Source organism: Nocardia sp. NPDC056100 (genome assembly GCF_042266325.1).
Lineage (GTDB): Bacteria > Actinomycetota > Actinomycetes > Mycobacteriales > Mycobacteriaceae > Nocardia.
Genome location: NZ_JBHJVY010000008.1, coordinates 363268 through 379733, shown reverse-complemented (window position 1 = coordinate 379733; position 16466 = coordinate 363268). Strand labels below are relative to the sequence as shown.

The 16466-nt window shown below is 68.1% G+C and carries 14 protein-coding genes; 4 read left to right on the top strand and 10 right to left on the bottom strand.

Features of this window, described 5'->3' with window-relative positions; genetic code table 11:
- Positions 1 to 285: 285 nt before the first annotated feature.
- The 8 genes from ACFC0O_RS45585 to ACFC0O_RS45550 all read right to left on the bottom strand — a co-directional run bounded on the left by ACFC0O_RS45585 (position 286) and on the right by ACFC0O_RS45550 (position 9022).
- The gene (locus tag ACFC0O_RS45585) at positions 286 to 1089 is read right to left on the bottom strand and encodes a transglutaminase family protein (protein WP_375968525.1); all 804 of its coding nucleotides are present in this window, start codon (positions 1087 to 1089) and stop codon (positions 286 to 288) included.
- A 28-nt stretch (positions 1090 to 1117) separates the two neighbouring features.
- Complete coding sequence (locus tag ACFC0O_RS45580) at positions 1118 to 1486, bottom strand: DUF5073 family protein (protein ID WP_364638710.1); 369 nt, start codon at positions 1484 to 1486, stop codon at positions 1118 to 1120.
- Positions 1487 to 1489: 3 nt separating this feature from the next.
- Complete coding sequence (locus ACFC0O_RS45575; protein WP_375968524.1) at positions 1490 to 2281, bottom strand: heavy metal-binding domain-containing protein; 792 nt, start codon at positions 2279 to 2281, stop codon at positions 1490 to 1492.
- 239 nt (positions 2282 to 2520) lie between these two features.
- Positions 2521 to 4314, bottom strand: coding sequence for a DEAD/DEAH box helicase (locus ACFC0O_RS45570; protein WP_375968523.1), 1794 nt, complete (start codon positions 4312 to 4314; stop codon positions 2521 to 2523).
- 418 nt (positions 4315 to 4732) lie between these two features.
- Positions 4733 to 5140, bottom strand: coding sequence for a hypothetical protein (locus ACFC0O_RS45565; RefSeq protein ID WP_375968522.1), 408 nt, complete (start codon positions 5138 to 5140; stop codon positions 4733 to 4735).
- 137 nt (positions 5141 to 5277) lie between these two features.
- Complete coding sequence (locus tag ACFC0O_RS45560) at positions 5278 to 6420, bottom strand: SIS domain-containing protein (protein WP_375968521.1); 1143 nt, start codon at positions 6418 to 6420, stop codon at positions 5278 to 5280.
- A 100-nt stretch (positions 6421 to 6520) separates the two neighbouring features.
- Positions 6521 to 7549, bottom strand: coding sequence for an ROK family protein (locus ACFC0O_RS45555; RefSeq protein ID WP_375968520.1), 1029 nt, complete (start codon positions 7547 to 7549; stop codon positions 6521 to 6523).
- Between the two features lie 9 nt (positions 7550 to 7558).
- Positions 7559 to 9022 (bottom strand): APC family permease, encoded by a 1464-nt coding sequence (locus ACFC0O_RS45550; protein WP_375968519.1) that lies wholly within the window; start codon positions 9020 to 9022, stop codon positions 7559 to 7561.
- Positions 9023 to 9156: 134 nt separating this feature from the next.
- Here ACFC0O_RS45550 and ACFC0O_RS45545 point away from each other — a divergent pair, with 134 nt between their 5' ends.
- Both ACFC0O_RS45545 and ACFC0O_RS45540 read left to right on the top strand, forming a co-directional pair.
- Positions 9157 to 10335, top strand: a complete 1179-nt coding sequence (locus ACFC0O_RS45545) for an ROK family protein (protein ID WP_375968518.1) — start codon at positions 9157 to 9159, stop codon at positions 10333 to 10335.
- Positions 10336 to 10359: 24 nt separating this feature from the next.
- Positions 10360 to 11829, top strand: coding sequence for a DUF6882 domain-containing protein (locus tag ACFC0O_RS45540; protein ID WP_375968517.1), 1470 nt, complete (start codon positions 10360 to 10362; stop codon positions 11827 to 11829).
- A 79-nt stretch (positions 11830 to 11908) separates the two neighbouring features.
- Here the strand turns inward: ACFC0O_RS45540 and ACFC0O_RS45535 are convergent, their stop codons facing one another.
- The gene (locus ACFC0O_RS45535; RefSeq protein ID WP_375968516.1) at positions 11909 to 12697 is read right to left on the bottom strand and encodes a hypothetical protein; all 789 of its coding nucleotides are present in this window, start codon (positions 12695 to 12697) and stop codon (positions 11909 to 11911) included.
- Positions 12698 to 12801: 104 nt separating this feature from the next.
- A complete protein-coding gene (locus tag ACFC0O_RS45530) occupies positions 12802 to 13359 on the bottom strand; it encodes a lipoprotein LpqH (RefSeq protein ID WP_375968515.1) in 558 nt (185 codons plus the stop codon).
- A 148-nt stretch (positions 13360 to 13507) separates the two neighbouring features.
- Between ACFC0O_RS45530 and ACFC0O_RS45525 the strand changes: the two genes are divergently transcribed.
- Both ACFC0O_RS45525 and ACFC0O_RS45520 read left to right on the top strand, forming a co-directional pair.
- Entirely contained in the window at positions 13508 to 15136 is a 1629-nt protein-coding gene (locus ACFC0O_RS45525) for a hypothetical protein (RefSeq protein ID WP_375968623.1), read from the top strand.
- Positions 15133 to 16413, top strand: a complete 1281-nt coding sequence (locus ACFC0O_RS45520; RefSeq protein WP_375968514.1) for a hypothetical protein — start codon at positions 15133 to 15135, stop codon at positions 16411 to 16413. Before ACFC0O_RS45525 ends, ACFC0O_RS45520 begins: the two co-directional genes overlap by 4 nt.
- Positions 16414 to 16466 lie beyond the last annotated feature (53 nt).

Below are 16466 nucleotides of genomic sequence, written 5' to 3'. Positions count from 1 at the left end.
CACCTTCATGAGCACACCGTCGGCAATCGCCGCAGACGCGAGGATTTCGCGGTTCCGGGGCGGGCGCGTCATTGCGGAACGACTGGATTCCGGCCAAATCTTTCCGGTCCGGAAAGTCCTTTTCGGTCTTGAAATGGCCCATCCATCAGCGTTTTTCCAGGATTTCCGGTTCCGGAGAGGGTGATCGAAGCCGGGGTGCTGAGTCATGCTCGAAGGGCACCAGATCCTGCGAAGGGGGCAGGATCTGGTGCAGGCTTCCGGGGCCCGCGAACCCGGCGCGGACCCTCAGGCCAGGGTCAGCGGCTGCTCGAAATCGTCGTACGGGAGCGGGCCGTCGACGAAGGCGTTGACCCACAGGCCGTTCACGGTGATATCGCCACCGTGGTTGCCGAGGAAGGCGATATCGGAGGCGTCGCGGCCCGTGGCTATGCGGACCAGGGTGGAGCGCGGGGCGATGCGGGTGGGATCCAGGACCCGCCAGGAGCCGCCCACGTAAGCCTCGGGGACGGAATGGAAATCCATCGGAACCCCGCCCGGGGGATAGGCCGAGGCGACCCGGGCGGGCACGCCGACCGCGCGCAGCAGCGCGACGGTGAGGTGGGAGAAATCGCGGCAGACGCCGGTGCCGGACAGCAGGGTCTCCACCGCGCCGTCACTGGGGGTGCTGCCGCCGGGGAGATAGCGGACCCGGCGGGCGACCCAGGCGGCGACGCGGGCGGGGGTTTCCGGATCATCTATGCCGCAGCCGAATTCGGCGGCGGCGAAATTCAGCAGCTTATCGGATTCGGCGAATCGGCTCGGGCGGGTGTAAATCGCGAGATCGTACTCCGAAGGGGGCTCGGCGAGCGCAGTCCCGAGCACCGTCGCGCTGTAATACGCGTGCAGATTCCCCGCGCCACAGCGCAATACGTGAATTCGCGTACCGTGCGGGCCGAGCACCTCGCGCGCCTGACAGCGCCGGCCGTCCAATTCGAACACCAGTGATTCGCTCAAATCCATACCGGGCTGACGCGCCACGGCGATTTGGAACTCGAGCACGGAATCGGCATGTACAAGAACGTCGAGATGGGCGGAAACGTCGCGCTTCACCCCCTAATACTCGCAGGTGAACGCCCGGTCAGCCGACTGTTTCCAAGACCTCCAGCGCGGCTGTGATGCGCGGAACAGCGGGCTCGCCGAAACCCGCCACCAGATCGGACAGGGCGCGCGCCACATGCGGTCCGACCGCGGCCGCGGTGAGCACATCCTCGGCCAGCACAATGCCGTTCACCACGTGCGCGGCCAGCACACGCTGATCACCGGTGACCTGGTAGCGCCACGAACCCAATTGCAGCCGTTCGGGTTCGGAGCGGAACAGGCCGCGCTTGGCGGGCGTGCGCACCGCGCCCGGCACCCCGGCGAACACGGTGAAGACCATCGCGACCCCACCGGGACCGTGCAGTGCCGCGCCGATCACCCGCGCCGCGTGCTCCGGATCGAAATCCACCGGTCAGCCGCCCATCGGGAGGACGAACTGCGGGGTGATCGTCTCACCGGATCCGGTGCGGCGCAACGCGGTTCCGGCGGCGTAGAACTCGACGGTGTGATGGCCCCAGGCATAGTTCTGGATCTGGAACTCCACCCCGGTGACGCCGATCCCGCCGTCCCGCTCGGCCTCGGCCTGCATGCGCGACATGGCGAGTTCGCGGGCCTGATAGTTGCCCTGCGTCCACTGCGGCATCTCGACATTGTTGCCGATCTGGCGCATGGACTGCATGAAACCCTGTACGGCCACGTGGAATACGCAATTTCCCATGACGAACGCCACCGGCGCGAAACCGGATCGCATCAGCGTCACCATGTCCTGGCCGGACAGATGACTGGTGAACGCCTGTCCGTTCGGCCTGCGGAACCTGCCCGGCTCCTGCGTGAATCGCACCGCGGTGCCGACCGCGATGAACTCCAGATGGCTCGCCTCGGTCCCCACATGCCGCCACTCCAGCCGCACCCCCACCACGCCGTCGGCGTGCAACGCGTCCGCCTCGGCCTGCATCCGGGTCATGGCATTCCAGCGCGCCCGATAGGTGGCCTCGGTCAGCACCGTCAACTCCATCTGCTGCCGGATTCCGGTGAACTGGAACCCCACGTGATAGACCGACACCCCCATCACCAGATCGATCGGCTCGAATCCGGCCCCGTGCAATAGCGCGAACTCATTGACCGACAGATCCGAGGTGAAGATCCGCCCCGCATGCGAGAGCCGCTCACCCGCGGTCGGTTCCAACGGTGGATTAGGCTGCACGACCCCTACCTCCCATAGACGACCATCGCCACTGTACGACGCCGAATCCCACCCCGCCCGCCGATCCCGCAACCGGCGGCGCGCCACCGCAACCGCTGTACAGCGGCACTTCCCTGATATCCCGGCCGTCCGCGCGCGGCTCGCGGCACGATGTCGGTCAAGCGCCCTCGGTATGGAACGAGCCCGGCCCGCCTCTGTGGAGAGGCGGGCCGGGCTCGAATTCGGTTGTGCGCGCTGGATCAGCGGCGGCCGGAGTGTGCGGCTTGGTCGCGGGTGGCCGCGGCCTGGGGGCGGGAGGCGCGGCGGCGGGCCGGGGCTCCGTTGGTCGCGGTGGCGCGGTCCTCGGTGCGGGGCGGGCGGCCGTTGGCGGTAGCCGTGGCGCGCTCGGGGGCCGCGGTGCGGCGGGTGCCGCCGGTGCGCGGGGCGGGGCCCGCGGTGGCGCGCCGGTCGGCGGCGTGCGCGCCGCGAGTGGCGGTTACGCCCGCGCCGCGAGTACGGCCGCTGCCCGCGGTGCGGTCGCCCTCGAAGTTGCGGCCGCTTCCGGTACCGCGGTTGGCGTCGGAGTTGCGGTCGCCGCGGGTGCCGCGGTTGCCGTCCGCGGCGCGGTTGTCCGCGTTGCGGGTGCCGCCGGTGCGGCGGGCGGAGTTGTCGCCGCGGGCCGGGCCGTCGCCATTGCGGCGGGTGGGGGCGTCACCGCGTGCGCCGCCGAATTCGGTTGTGCGGCGGGCGTTGCCGCCCTCGCGGGCCTTGGCCATGCGGGAGGCGCTGCCGCGGCGGTTGCCGCGACGCGGGGGCTGATCATCGCGGTCGTCGACGCGCGGGGCGTCGGCCTGCGGGGTGACCAGGGCGGCGATGGGGCCGACCAGCGCGGTCACCGGGGCCGAATGCGCGGTCACCTGTTGGGGTTTGGTGTCGATGCCCGCCTTGCGGAGCAGGAAGGCGACATCCTTGCGCTGTTCGGGGAGCACGACCGTGACCACGTCACCGGCGCTGCCCGCGCGGGCGGTGCGGCCCGAACGATGCAGGTACGCCTTGTGTTCGGCGGGCGGATCCACGTGTACGACGAGTTCGACGTCGTCCACGTGCACGCCGCGCGCCGCCACATCGGTGGCGACCAGGACCCGCGCGGTGCCCGCGGAGAAGGCGGCCAGGTTGCGGTCGCGAGCGGCCTGGGAGAGATTGCCGTGCAGATCGGTGGCCGGAATGCCCGCGGCGGTCAGCTGCTTGGCGAGGCGGCGCGCGTGATGTTTGGTGCGCATGAACAGGATTCGGCGTCCCTCGCCCGAGGCCAGGGTGTAGACCAGATCCTTCTTGGCGTCCGCGCCGCCGACCTCGAACACGTGGTGGGTCATCGCCGGAACCGGCGAATGCGCCTCGTCCACGCTGTGCGACAACGGATTCCGCATGAACCGCTTCACCAGCTTGTCCACGCCGTTGTCCAGGGTCGCGGAGAACAGCAGTCGCTGCCCATCGGCGGGGGTGGCCGCGAGAATGCGCGTCACGCCGGGCAGGAAGCCCAGATCCGCCATATGGTCGGCCTCGTCGAGCACGGTGATCCGCACCGAATCCAGCGCCACCAGGCGCTGCTTCATCAGATCCTCCAGCCGTCCCGGGCAGGCGACGACGATATCGACACCGGCCTTGAGCGCCTTGGCCTGCCGATTCTGCGGTACGCCACCGAAAACGGTGGTCACGCGCAATCCGCACGCCTTGACCATCGGCTCCAGCGCGGTCGCGATCTGGGTGGCCAGCTCACGGGTCGGGGCGAGGATCAAACCGGTCGGCTGTCCCGGCCGGCGGCTACCACCGGCGGCGGCCAGGCGCTCCACCATCGGCACCGAGAAGGCGAGGGTCTTACCGCTGCCGGTCCGTCCGCGAGCGAGCACATCGTGCCCGGCGATCACATCGGGCAGGGTGGCGGCCTGAATCGGCATGGGCGAGCTGATGCCGTTCGCCGCGAGGGCGTCGACCAGGGCGGGACGCACACCGAAATCGGCGAAGGACGTGGCGGGGCTCGTTGAATGAGAAGTCATAGGGGTTCCTGGTGCCTTTCGAGCATCGGATGAAATCGCAGGGGTGTGCCGAACTGTTTGTCCGCACTTGCTGACCTCGCTGCGTGGCCGACGCGAAGGAAAAGACATCCACGACGGAGAAGAATAGGCAAGATCGCGCTACTCAACGGCTACAACCATAGCCCAGTGCGCAAGATTCAAGGTCATTGCCCGCCTGTGATGTCGCTTGCTCCCGGCGGAACTACATTCCGATCGCGTACAGCAACCATCCGACAACAACATCCTGCGGCGCCCCGATCGAATACTGATACAGCGCGTTCGAGATCCCATTGATGAACGTCATCGCCCTGCCTGCCCTTCGGTTCCGATCCGCCCCGCTACCTCGGAAATCGAGAGTGCAGAACGGTCTGTTACCTCCGGGCAACCAGGGTTGCGCGGGTCAGTTGCCCAGCGCCGAGTCGATCTCCCGGATGAGTTCGGCGGTCGCCGGATGCGGTCGTCCGGACCTGGTCTGCGCCGCCGCCGCGACCGCGGTGGCAATGGTGCGGCGGAAATTCTCGGCCTCCACCGGGGCTTTCCGCTCCAGCAGCCGGACCGACGCGGTCAGCGCGGGGAACACGAGCTGAGCCACTCCTTCGAGGGTTTCGGCCTTCAGGTTCGGCTTCGGCTTGTCGTTCAGGGCATGACCGACCAGGCCGGTGGCGGTACGCAGGGCCTGCGCTGCCGCGACACTGGCCTTGGTGGAAGCGATCATGCCCGGATCGGCCGCCGCCAGCAGCGTGACCACGCCGTAGGCGGCGGTCTGAAGGGTGCGGGCGTCGTCCTTGCTGAGTGTGATGGTGCTCATGTGCTTACTCCTGTGTGGGATTGAGCGCCGTGTCCGGCGTGGTTCCCACAGTGGCCGGGTCCGCTGACAGCCCACCGACAGTCCGCTGACGACCATTACCGCCGACCTCCGCCGCCGAAGGCGAGCCGTCGCACTGATCAGTGCGTGAGAGTCACCTTGGCCAGGCCCGTCGGATGGTCGGCGTCTATCCCCAATTCCCTTGCTACGGCCAGTGCCAGCTGTTGACCGCGAATGGTCGCCAGCAGGCATTCGCCCAGGTTTCCGAGCGCGGGCCAGGTGATGGGTGCTTCGGTCGCGGTGCCCGCCAGCACAATCGGCGCATACCGGGCGCTGAGTGGTTCGCGCAGGTTGAGCGTGTCGGTATCGGCCGGACCGGAACCCGCCATCAGCAATGCGGGCGCGCCCGGGCCGGTGACCACGATCGGGCCGTGCCGGAAATCCGCGCTGGAGAAACCATGCGCCATAAGCCCGGTGGTCTCCTGAAGTTTGAGCGCGGTCTCCAGAGCCGCCGGATAGCAGGCACTGCGCCCGACCACGGCCAGCCGATCGACTGTCGCGAGCAGCTCCGCAGCACGCTCGACCGCCCCGCCATCGGCCAGCAGATCGGCTGCGGCGGCTGGCAATTCGCCTGCCTCGAGTTGTGTCATACCGCCCGCCCCGAGCCCCGACGCGATCGCCAGCACCGCGAGCATCTGCGCGGTCACGGTCTTGGTCGCGGGCACCGCCCGCTCCGGCCCGGCCTCCAGCGCCACCGTGTAATCCGCGATCCGCGCCAGCGCCGAATCCGGATCATTGGTGACCGCAACCACTTTCGCCCCCGCCGCGATATAGCGCCGGGTCAGATCCACGATCTCCGGCGTCCGCCCCGACTGCGACAGCGCGATGAGCAGCCACCCCCGAAACCCGGCAGGCTCGCGCCCATACGCGGTGGCAATACTCGGAGCCACCAGACACGTCGGCAACCCGGTCTGCAACTCCACCGCGTACCGCCCCAGCAACGCGGCATTATCGGATGACCCACGAGCCAGAAACGCAACGCCGACGGGCCCTTCCGCAACGCCGACTGGGCTGTCCGCGACACCGGCGGGGTCGCCCGCCGCAGTGTGATTGGACCTCGCGCCACCACCGTCGCTGCTATCTGCGAACCCCTCGCCCGCACGGGTGAAGAGCTCTGCGACTTCACTGCCAATCCTGGTGAAGCGGTCGGCTAGCGCGGCGAGCACGCGCGGCTGATCACGCATCTCGGCTTCCATCAGTCTGCCGAGTCGGGTATCGGTCATCGGATTCCTCCGGGTATGTCAGTCGGATCGGGACGTGATGTGGCCCCGCCGGGTTGGTATCGCGGTAGGCGGACGAATCGGGCCGCGCGTCCCTCGGGGATTACGGGGTGGGGGCGAGGGATTCGGTGTTTAGGGCGAGGGTTATTGCGCCGTGTAGGGAGGCGTCTTCGAGGAAGTGGGCGGCGTGGATTTCGGGTGGGTACGGGGTGGCCGTGGCGATCAGGTCGGTGAGGGCCGGGAGGATGTGGTCGGCGGCGGCCATCATGCCGCCGCCCAGGACGATGCGGGCGGGGTCTACGAAGACGGCGAGGTTGGCCAGTGCTGTGGCCAGGGTTTCCAGTGTGTGCCGCACCAGGTTTCGTGCTTCGGCGTCGGTGCGGTGGAAGAGTTCGGCGCTGGTGATCGGGGTGCCGAGCCGGGCGGAGGCGCGTTCGCCGAGAGCGCGTCCGGCCACCAATTCCTCCAGGGGCGCTCGGCCCACGGCTACCGCGCCGACGGGGTAGTTGCCGGGATTCATGTAGGCGATCTCCCCGGCGGCCTGATGCGCGCCGGGGATGACGCGGCCGCCGACGATGAGCGCGGCCGCTATCCCGGTGCCGAGGCTGACGTAGATCCCGGTGTCCACACCGCGCAGCGCGCCGAAGCGGACTTCGGCGAGCGCGGCGGCTCGCACGTCATTGGCGACCCGCACCGCGGGCACCCCGAATTCCGTTGCGAGCCGGGCCGACAGCGCCAGCGTCTCCCAACCGGGCAGGTTGGGGGTCAACTGGATGCCGTCGGCCCGGATGATGCCGGGACACACCGCCGCCCATTCGGTGACGGACAGGTCATGCCCCTCACGCGCGAGCTGTTCGAATCGCCGCACGGTGCCGGCGGTGCGCCCCAGAATGTGGTCGGGGCCGAGATCGGTTCGGGTGTCGAGGCGTTCCCGGGCCAGGATCGCGCCGCGGGAATCGGCGAGCGCTATCTCGGTCTTGGTGCCGCCGAAATCAATGCCGATGACGGCGAATTCACTTGCTGCGTGCGGCATTCGACGTCCTCGCTGCACATCGGGCCGAGCCGCCGCGAAGGTGGCGGCCCGGCCTATCTCGGTATCGTTCTCCGGCGCGATATCGGTATCGCGCCGCACGGAAATCCTTCAGTCGGCGACGGTTTCGGTGGCTTCGGGTTCGGGCGTCAGGTACTCCTCCCGAATCTCCTTGGGGCCGAACGGCCATACCTTCTCCGCTCGCGCCCAGATGAGGAACGCGACACCACCGAGCGCCACCCAGGCCAGCGACCATTCGATTGGATGCACACCGGGATTCGACTTGTCCGCGTAGCCGTAGATGACCAGCCAGCCGATAGCCGCCACGATCGCGGGCAGCGGATACAGGAACATCTTGTACGGCCGCACGAGATCCGGCTGCCGCCTGCGCAATACGATCACCGCCGCGATCTGCGCCAGCGCCTGCACGATCACCATCACGGTGGTGAGCAGTGAAATCAGCACCGCCAGTGGCGGATGCGTCGCCGAGGTCCCGATATGCCGTGCCAGCAGGAATCCGCCCGCGGTCACCACGCCCATGGCGATCAGGCCGAGCACCGGGAACTCGTACTTGGGATGCAGTCGCCCGAATGCCTTGAAGAACACCCGATCATGCGCGGCGTCGAACGGCACCCGCGACCCGCCAAGCAGTCCGGTAAACACCGAGGCGAACGCGGTGATCAGGATGAGCCCGGTCACCACCTGCGCCGCGCCCTTGCCCATGGTCGTCTCCAGCACCGCCGAGGCGACCGATCGCGAGGCCACATTGTCCGGGTCGAGCATGTCCTTCCAATTGGTCACGCCCAGTACGCCGATCTGCATGAGCAGGTAGATGCTCATCACCCCGAGAATCGCGAAGATGATCGAACGCGGCAGCACCCGCCCCGGATTCTTCAGCTCCCCGCCGAGGTACGCCGAGGTGTTGTAGCCGAGGTAGTCGTAGATGCCGATGGTCAGGCCGGAGGCGAACCCCAGCCAGAAAGTGTTGCTGCCCAGGTCGATCGCGTGCTCGGGCCAGGTGAACGCCATATCCGGATGGAAATGCGTGAACGAGGCCAGAATGACCGCCGCCACCGAGATGATCATGACCGTCCACATGACGACGCTGATCTTCCCGATCGAGGCCACCCGCCGCCACAGCAGCGCGATCACCAGCGCCACCACCGCGACGCCGACGATATCGCCCTGGGTATCGCTCATCGAGGGCCACAGGTAGGTCAGGTACTGCACCAGCCCCTGCACGCCCGTGGACATGATGAGCGGAATGAAAAGCATTGCGGTCCAGACGAACAGGAACGGCATGAGCCGTCCGGTGCGGTACTGGAAAGCCTGCTTCAGATAGACGTAGGTGCCGCCGGTGCCGGGCATGGCGGCACCCAGTTCGGCCCAGATCAGCCCGTCGGCCAGGGCCAGCACGGCCCCGGCGACGAAGCCGATGACGGCGTGCGGGCCGCCGAACGCGGCGACCATGAGCGGAATGGTGACGAACGGGCCGATGCCGACCATCTGACTCATATTGATGGCGGTGGCCTGGAAGGGGCCGATACTGCGGGGCAGTTGGCGGGGACCGGACATGGGGCTTCCTCCGGTGGGAGCTGAGCGAGCGAGTGGTTTAGTAAAGTTAAATTCCTTTACTATTGCCGTCAAGAGGTCATCAAGATTCGTTTGCCTAGAGTTGAGCCGACGACCCGAGCGAGAAACGGAAGGCGATGGAAGAAGTCCCCTGGAACCGGCAGCGCCTGCGCAGCAATAACGAGTGGTTGCTGCTCGAACAGCTGCGCAACGCGGGCCCGTCGAGCCGTGCCCAACTCGCCAGGGACACCGGGCTTTCCAAGCCGACCGTGTCCAGTGCCCTTGCCGCACTCCAGCACAGTGGGCTGGTCCGTGAGATGGGCACGGTCGCGCCCGAACGCGGGCGCACCGCAGTGCTGTACGAACCCGACCCCACCGCCGGATATGTGCTCGGCCTGGATATCGGCCGGGCCAATCTGCGCGCGGCCGTCGCCGATCTCTCCGGAAAAGTGCTGGCCCGCATCGATATCCCGAACAAGGCCCGTACCGCCGCCGCCGTCGCGGATATCGCGGTGCGGGCGGCCGAACAGGTCTGCGCGACCGCCGGAATCACCGCCGACCAGGTAATCCACGCCGCGCTGGGCAGTCCGGGGGTCTTCGATCCGCAGGACGGCCGCATGCATTTCGCGGTGAACCTGCCGGGCTGGGGCCGCGCCGGACTGCTCGACACCATTCGCGAGCGACTCGGCGGCCCGGAACTATCGGTGCACAATGACGCCAATCTGGCGGCGCTGGGCGAATACGTCTTCGGTGCGGGACGCGGCAGCCGACTGTTCGTCTACGTGCTGATCGGCACCGGCCTCGGCGTCGGAATCGTCTCCCAGGGTGAACTTTTCACCGGGGCGCACGGTGCGGCCGGTGAAGTCGGCTTCCTGCCAACCACTTTCGGGGCACCCGAGACCGAGGCCCCGCGCCGCGGCGCACTGGAGGAAGCCGTCTCCGCCGAGGCCGTCGTCAAAGCGGCACGCGCACAGGGTATGACCGGACGACTCACGGCCAAAGGCGTTTTCGAGGCCGCCCGCGCGGGCCATCCCATCGCCGCGAATGTCGTTCGCCAGGAGGGGGAACGCGTCGCACTGGTCGTCGCCGCGGTCACCGCCGTCCTGGACCCCGATGTCATCGCGCTCGGCGGCGGCCTCGGGCACAGCGCGGACCTCTACCTCGACGAGGTGCGCGCCGCGCTGCAACGCTCCACGCCGCTGCGCCCGCAGGTGGCCTCCAGTGAATTGGGCGATGACGCAGTACTTCTCGGCGCGATCGCAACGGCGCTGCGGATCGCCCGCCCGCAGGTTTTCGACCGCCGGACCCAGGACTGACCCCGGGTAGTAGCCTGCCCTGCCGTGGACACTTTCAGTAGCGAGTTGCTGTCCTTCGCGCGGGGATATCTCGGCGGTGGCATCGAGCAGTACAACTGGTTCATGGAGCAGATCGCACCGGGTCGCACCGGTTGCGATCTGGATGCCGGACTGGCCTGGATCGGTGATCGGCAGCTGGCGCGGTCGGGACAGCTGGGCACCTTCGCCGAGGATCAGACCTTCATGTGGGCCTGGGCCAAACCGGATCTGGCCGGACTACCCGGCACCCGGCATTCGGTGCGGCTACAGGAAATCGGTGCGGCACATGGGATTCCGGAGTTCACCACCGAACTGCTGGATCTGGGCGGTTTCCACGATCCGAAGCTCGCCGCCGACCATCTGTCGCTGATCGCGCAGGGCGTGCTCGGTGCGCGCGGGATGACCAAGTTCAATCACGGTGGCCGCGCCTACACCTACCTCGCCATCGATGACGAGAGTGTCGCACTGGCGCAACCCGATCCCGGCAATGTGGCCACCTGGCTGCGTATCGCCTCGGATCTGCTGCTCGGCGGCGGGGCGCGGGCAGTCATCGCCGGATACGCCCGGCGGCACGGCCTGATCGTGCGCGAGGTGCCCGGCGGCAATGAACTGGATCTGCCCGGCGGCTACCGGTTGCTCGCGCGCATCGACGAACGGGACAATATCGTCGACGCCAGCGTCGTGAACGCGGAAGGTATTGCACAACAGCCGATTACGGCCGAGAGACCGCGCCCGCCGCGACAGCCGTTCATCCCCGATGAGCTGTTGGCTCGGCTCGCGCCCGCTTCGGCCATCGCGATGGGGTTCAAGCGCGGTCTGCTCGATTTCGCGACGGGTTTGCGGGAACTGGAATCCCCGACGCCCACCTGGGATTCGGTCACGGGCCGCTACGGCATTGCCGAACTTCCCGAATTGGCTTTGGCGGCAGTCGAACTCGGTCACTACGAATTCGCCACCGATACCTGGATCTGGGCCGGGAACGGCTGGCCGGGCAGTGCCGCCGTACGTCGCGCGGCGTTCGAGGCCGGTGCGAATCATCTTGCCGCCGAGCGAGTCTCACTGGGACCGGCGTTCAAACCGGCCAATGCGGCCGATCTGCTCACCACCGCGGCGGTGCACCTGGGCGGCGGTGTCGGCTGGGTGCACGTACCGCTCGAGGACGGCTCCGGTTTCCGGTGCCTGGCGATCACCGATCCGCGCATCACCCCGCCGGGTACCGATCCGGATTTCGCGGCCACCATCTTCGAGGTCACCGCCAATCTGCTGAACCCGCTCACCGATGTCGAGAACCGCTACCGCACCATGCGGGAGATGATCGTCGGCTACTTCGAGCACTTCGGTATCCCGACCCTGTTCGTCGGCGAACCGCAAATGCTGATCGGCCATTTCGGCCTGTACGAGCTGCGCGTCGAATTCGGCGTCGACGGCGCGCTGACCCGGGCCTACTGGGGTTTGCAGGGGCAACTCGGGCTGTGAGACGGCAAAAGCGCCGCGGGCTGAATAAGCCTGCGGCGCTAGGTTTTCCGATTTTCGTACGCGGTACCCCCGGCGATTCTCAAGAGCCGGAGTTCACCGGAAGCGAGATGACCAGGTCCTGTTCCTGTCCGGGCAGATAGTGCACCCGCACCACCCGTCCGATCTGCACCTGCCCGACCTGGGTAGGAGGGAGGAACTTCTCCGTCCGCGCCTCGAAGGTGCTGCCGTCGGGGCGGGTGACGATCAGGGTCAGATCCAGTCGCGGGTGGCCGTCGCGGATCTCGCCGGGCACCGACAGCGCGCTCACCACGGCCTGCGCCGGAATACCGTTGCGGGCGATATCGAGCTTGGCCTGGGTGGTGATGCCCTTGCGAATCATGGCCTGGTTCATGGCGTTCTGCGCGGCGGAGGAATCACCGGACAGATCCACCTCGACGCGGTCGGGGCGCTCGGGCAGATAGCGGACCGGCAGCACCACGCCGGGGCGCAGCAGGGCCAGTTCGGTGAGCGGCACGATCATCTTGGCGTACGCCGGGAAGACCTTGCCGTCCGCGCCCTCGACCCGGAAGTCGATGCGCACCTGCGGCTGATCATTGAGCGAGACACCGGTATTGCGCACCGATTCCACGGTGCCCAGGCCCATCAGGCCGTTGCGGTATTCGGAGCTGTTGTTGCCGGTCAGCGCCGACAGCGCGCTGTCGCCGGTGAAGGCGAACGCGATCGGGACGATGGTCAGGGCGATGATCGGCAGACTCATCTGCCAGCCCACCCAGGGCAGGAAGTCGGTGGAGGTGAGACCGTGCCAGAGGTAGTAGCCGATCCCCAGGACGGCGAAAATGACTGCGGCGGTGCGGATCTGATTCTTCATGATGTCCTCGTAATCGGAATTATGGTGCTGCGTAAGGGGTTTTATCCCGCTCATGCCCGGCGCGGCATGAGCGGGGATAGCAGTCGGGCGCCGCCTCGGTTCGATCAGGAACCGACGATGTTCGCGCAGGCGAAGACGATCTCGAACTTCGAGTTCTTGACCCCGGCGGTGGGATTGGTGAGATCCGGAGCGCCGACACCCTCACCGGTGACGGTGTAGGTATTGCCGTTCTTGACGACCTTGGCCGAGCCGCCGGGCGCGCCGTTGCCGTAGCCGACCGCGTAGGGCATACCGTTGCTGCCGCCCTTGGAGCCCGCGATGCCGACCGCCTGCACGGTGTCGTCGCCGGTGAGCGTCGCGCTCACGCTGAGCTGGCCGTAGTTGGAGTTGGCGGTATCGGTGAGCGCCAGCGCCAGGGTGCCGCCCTGCTTCACGCAGGTGGTGTCGAACTTGGCGTCCAGGGCCTTACCGTCGACGGTGGCGCTGGACTTGCCGCCGGCCGGGGCGGTGTTGCCGGGGGTGGCCGAGGTGGCGGCCGCCGAGGTGGCGGAGTTGGTCGAGGGGGAGCTGCTGCTGGAGTTGTCACTGCATCCGGTGACGACCAGGGCGGCGGCCGCGGCGGCGGCGATAGCGGCGGTCAGGCGAATCGACTTGGTGTTCATGGTGTTTCCCAGTTCTTCTCGGTTCGGCTCGCGTTCGGGGCCGATGAGAGAACCGTAGGAAGGGTGCGGTGTCCTACCGATACCAACTTTTGCCGCGCGATTTCCGGACAAACTCCGCTAACCTGGGCGAATGCGACGACCGCGGGCCATGGTGCTGGATGAGGTCTGGCGCCGCCTGGACGGTGTGGAAGCCCTCAGCGGGCCGCACGGCGGGCCGCTGCGCCGCACCGTGAAACTCATCCTGGACCCGCTGGTCATCCGGCCGGTCCAGCATCCCGAATGCGCGGGCTCCATCCTCACTGCCGACGGCGCGGTGCTGCTGACCACCCGCATCAATGCCGCCGCCGACGTGCTGCGGGCCACCGCCGCCTGGTTCACGCTGCTCAAACAGGTCCGCCGGGCATTGCGCATCACCGCGGGCAATGCCCAGGACCTGTACTTCCAGCGCTGCTACGAACTCGCCACCGTGTCCGGTATGCCCGATGCGGTCGCCGATCGCGGTGCGGCGGAGGACGCCCTGCTGGAAATCCACAACCTCACCGCGGGCCGCACCACCCAGGCGCTCAAGGAATTCCTCGCCGATCCGGAACAATCCGGTGACCTGGCCGAATTGATCGCGACCGCCTGGCGACGCCGCCCGCTCACCACCACCCCCGATCACACCGAGCCGCTCACCGACCTGCTCAACGCCTGCGCCGCCGCCCGCCTCGGCGAACCCGAGCCCGAAGTGGACATCGACGATCTGATCGCGGCCTCCATCGGCACCCACCACGGCATCCGCCTCTGGCTCGCACAGGGCAGTGACGCGGCGGCCGCGATTCCGGCGGGGCAGGGTTCGGTAGTAGCCGCCGGTCCGGTCCCCTCCGCTCAATACCTCGGGCTGACCGCCTATCCCGCGCCGCAGCCGCCGCGTGTAGGCGCATCCGCCTCGAAGGCGAGCCTGGGTCTGCCATTCGACCGGACCATTCACGAGCGGGTGTTCACCGTCCTGCAGGCGGCGAGCGAGCGCGCGGACCTGCCGCCCATCCCGGAGTTGGTGGACGCCGAGATCGCGCGGTCCTGCTCGCCCTGGGCCCTACTGGATGAATCGCTGCGCCTGGCCGCGGCGGCGGGAGCGCATCTGGCATTGCAACTGCGGCCGATTGTCAACGCGCCCAACGATATCGGATCGTCGCTGGCGGGCGCGCCGGCCAACGGACACGGCACGCGTGGGCCGGAAACCGGTGTCACGTCGGTCGCCGCACGAGTGATCAACGGTCGCTGGCAGCGCGAGGCGTATGTGCTCCAGGCGCGCCGGATGATGGTGTGCCCCACATCGCTCACAGCCGCCGCGGCACCGACGGCGGCGACGTCGGCGGTGACTGGTTCGATCGGCGAGGTGGTTTCGAACGACGTGGCGGGTCTCCACGGCGCGGCCGTTTCGAACGGTGCCACGGGTTTCGGCACGGGCAGCGAATTGGGTGGCGCGGTGCCGCTCGTGGGTGCCGATGCGCTCGGGAGTCTCGAAACACCGGGAGCCGTAAGCACACCCGGGCCGCTGGCTGTGATCGCGGCCGATCTTCAAGTGCCATGGCGGCCGTATCTGCGGCGATTATGGGCGCGGGTGCACGGGCGGGATGTGCGTGAGGTGCCGGTGTACGAGGCGGATGAGCTGTGGGATCTGCTGGACGGGGTGGCGCGGTCGGTCATGCTGGATCATCGGATGCGGGTGAAGAAGGCATTGGCGGCGACCGCGGTGGCGGCCGAACTCGATGAGCTGGAATCGAGGGCGGGATGACGGAGACGGGATTGCTCATTCGGCGGCTCGGCGACGGGCTGCGCGGCATCATGCCCGCCGGAGCCGCGACCGTGCTCGATGCCGCGCCACGCCTGGATGTCATGGTGCTCGAGGTCGCGGGCGGCCACCTCACCTGGAATGTGCTTGCGGGACCGGCACTTCCCGCGGCCGTCATCGACGATGTGGAGCTCGCCCAGGAATGGGTGTGGGCCATCTACGGCGAGCCCATCGCCCTCGCCCTCGATCAGGCCGACGCTACGGTCCGGACGGATCGGCCCACGCTCCCGTCGCCGGACGCGAACAGCTCCGAGCGGGCCGACGCTTCCTTCCCGATCGGGTTCGATCGGGACCGAGCTGCGGGCCTGTCCGGGGAATCGCGGCCGGGTGAGTTCGCGGTGGGTGCACCCTTGTCCGGGCTCGCGGCGAGCGCTTGGCGGCTTGCGTTCGCGCTGTGGGTTTCTCGGTGGTGGCCCGCGTCCACGCTGGATGGGATCGCGGCGCTGGATCAGCGGTTGCTGGATCAGGAGATCGCCGAGCTCACCGAGGAATGTGAATCCCTGCTCGATGGCGCGGACGCGATCGGGCCCGAGGTCGAGGCCCGGGTCGAGAGTCTGGGGCGCGCTTCGGATTACGCGCTGGCGGCGGGGGATGAGATCCCGAATGGGATGGTGCTCGGGCGGGGCGTGGGCGGCTGGGATTGGCGCTGCTGTCCGCCCGGGCTGGTGGACGCCTCGGAGAAGGCGGTGTCCTGGCAGGTGATTCGCGATGCGGGCGTGACTACGATCGCGGTCGCCGTGGCAACTGCCCCGGGGTTGACCGGTGCGGTCCCGGCCTACCTGCGGCCGTGGGCACGGGTGGCCACCGGGGGAGACGTCCGCGAGGTCGCGCTGCGATCGTCCGGTGGTAGCTGGTCCAGTGAAATCGCTTTCGCCACAACGGGATCGACAGTTCGTGTGGACGTCTATGTCCCCGGGTTCGGTCTCGCGCCGGGTGCGGAGTCATACTCCGCGACGGTGGGATCGCCGGTCGCGGGCTCAGCCAGCGCATCTCGGCTTCCAGGGTCGTCCGGGACCCGTCTCGACGCCGCGTCGCCGTCGGTGCCTGGTGAGTCTGAATTGCGCAGTCGTATAAGGGAACTCGCTTCGGGAAGGCTGCGGCGGGCGGCCGCACCCCTCGGTGTCTCCTCGGATGTGCCCGGTGCGACCTTCGGCGGGGTTTCCCCCGATGCGCCGCTGCTGGCCGAAATCGCCGCCGCCGCAGACGATTCGGACTTCTGACGTGGTCGCGACCACCGGTGGTGGAACACCCGGGGAATCGGCGGTACTGCGGG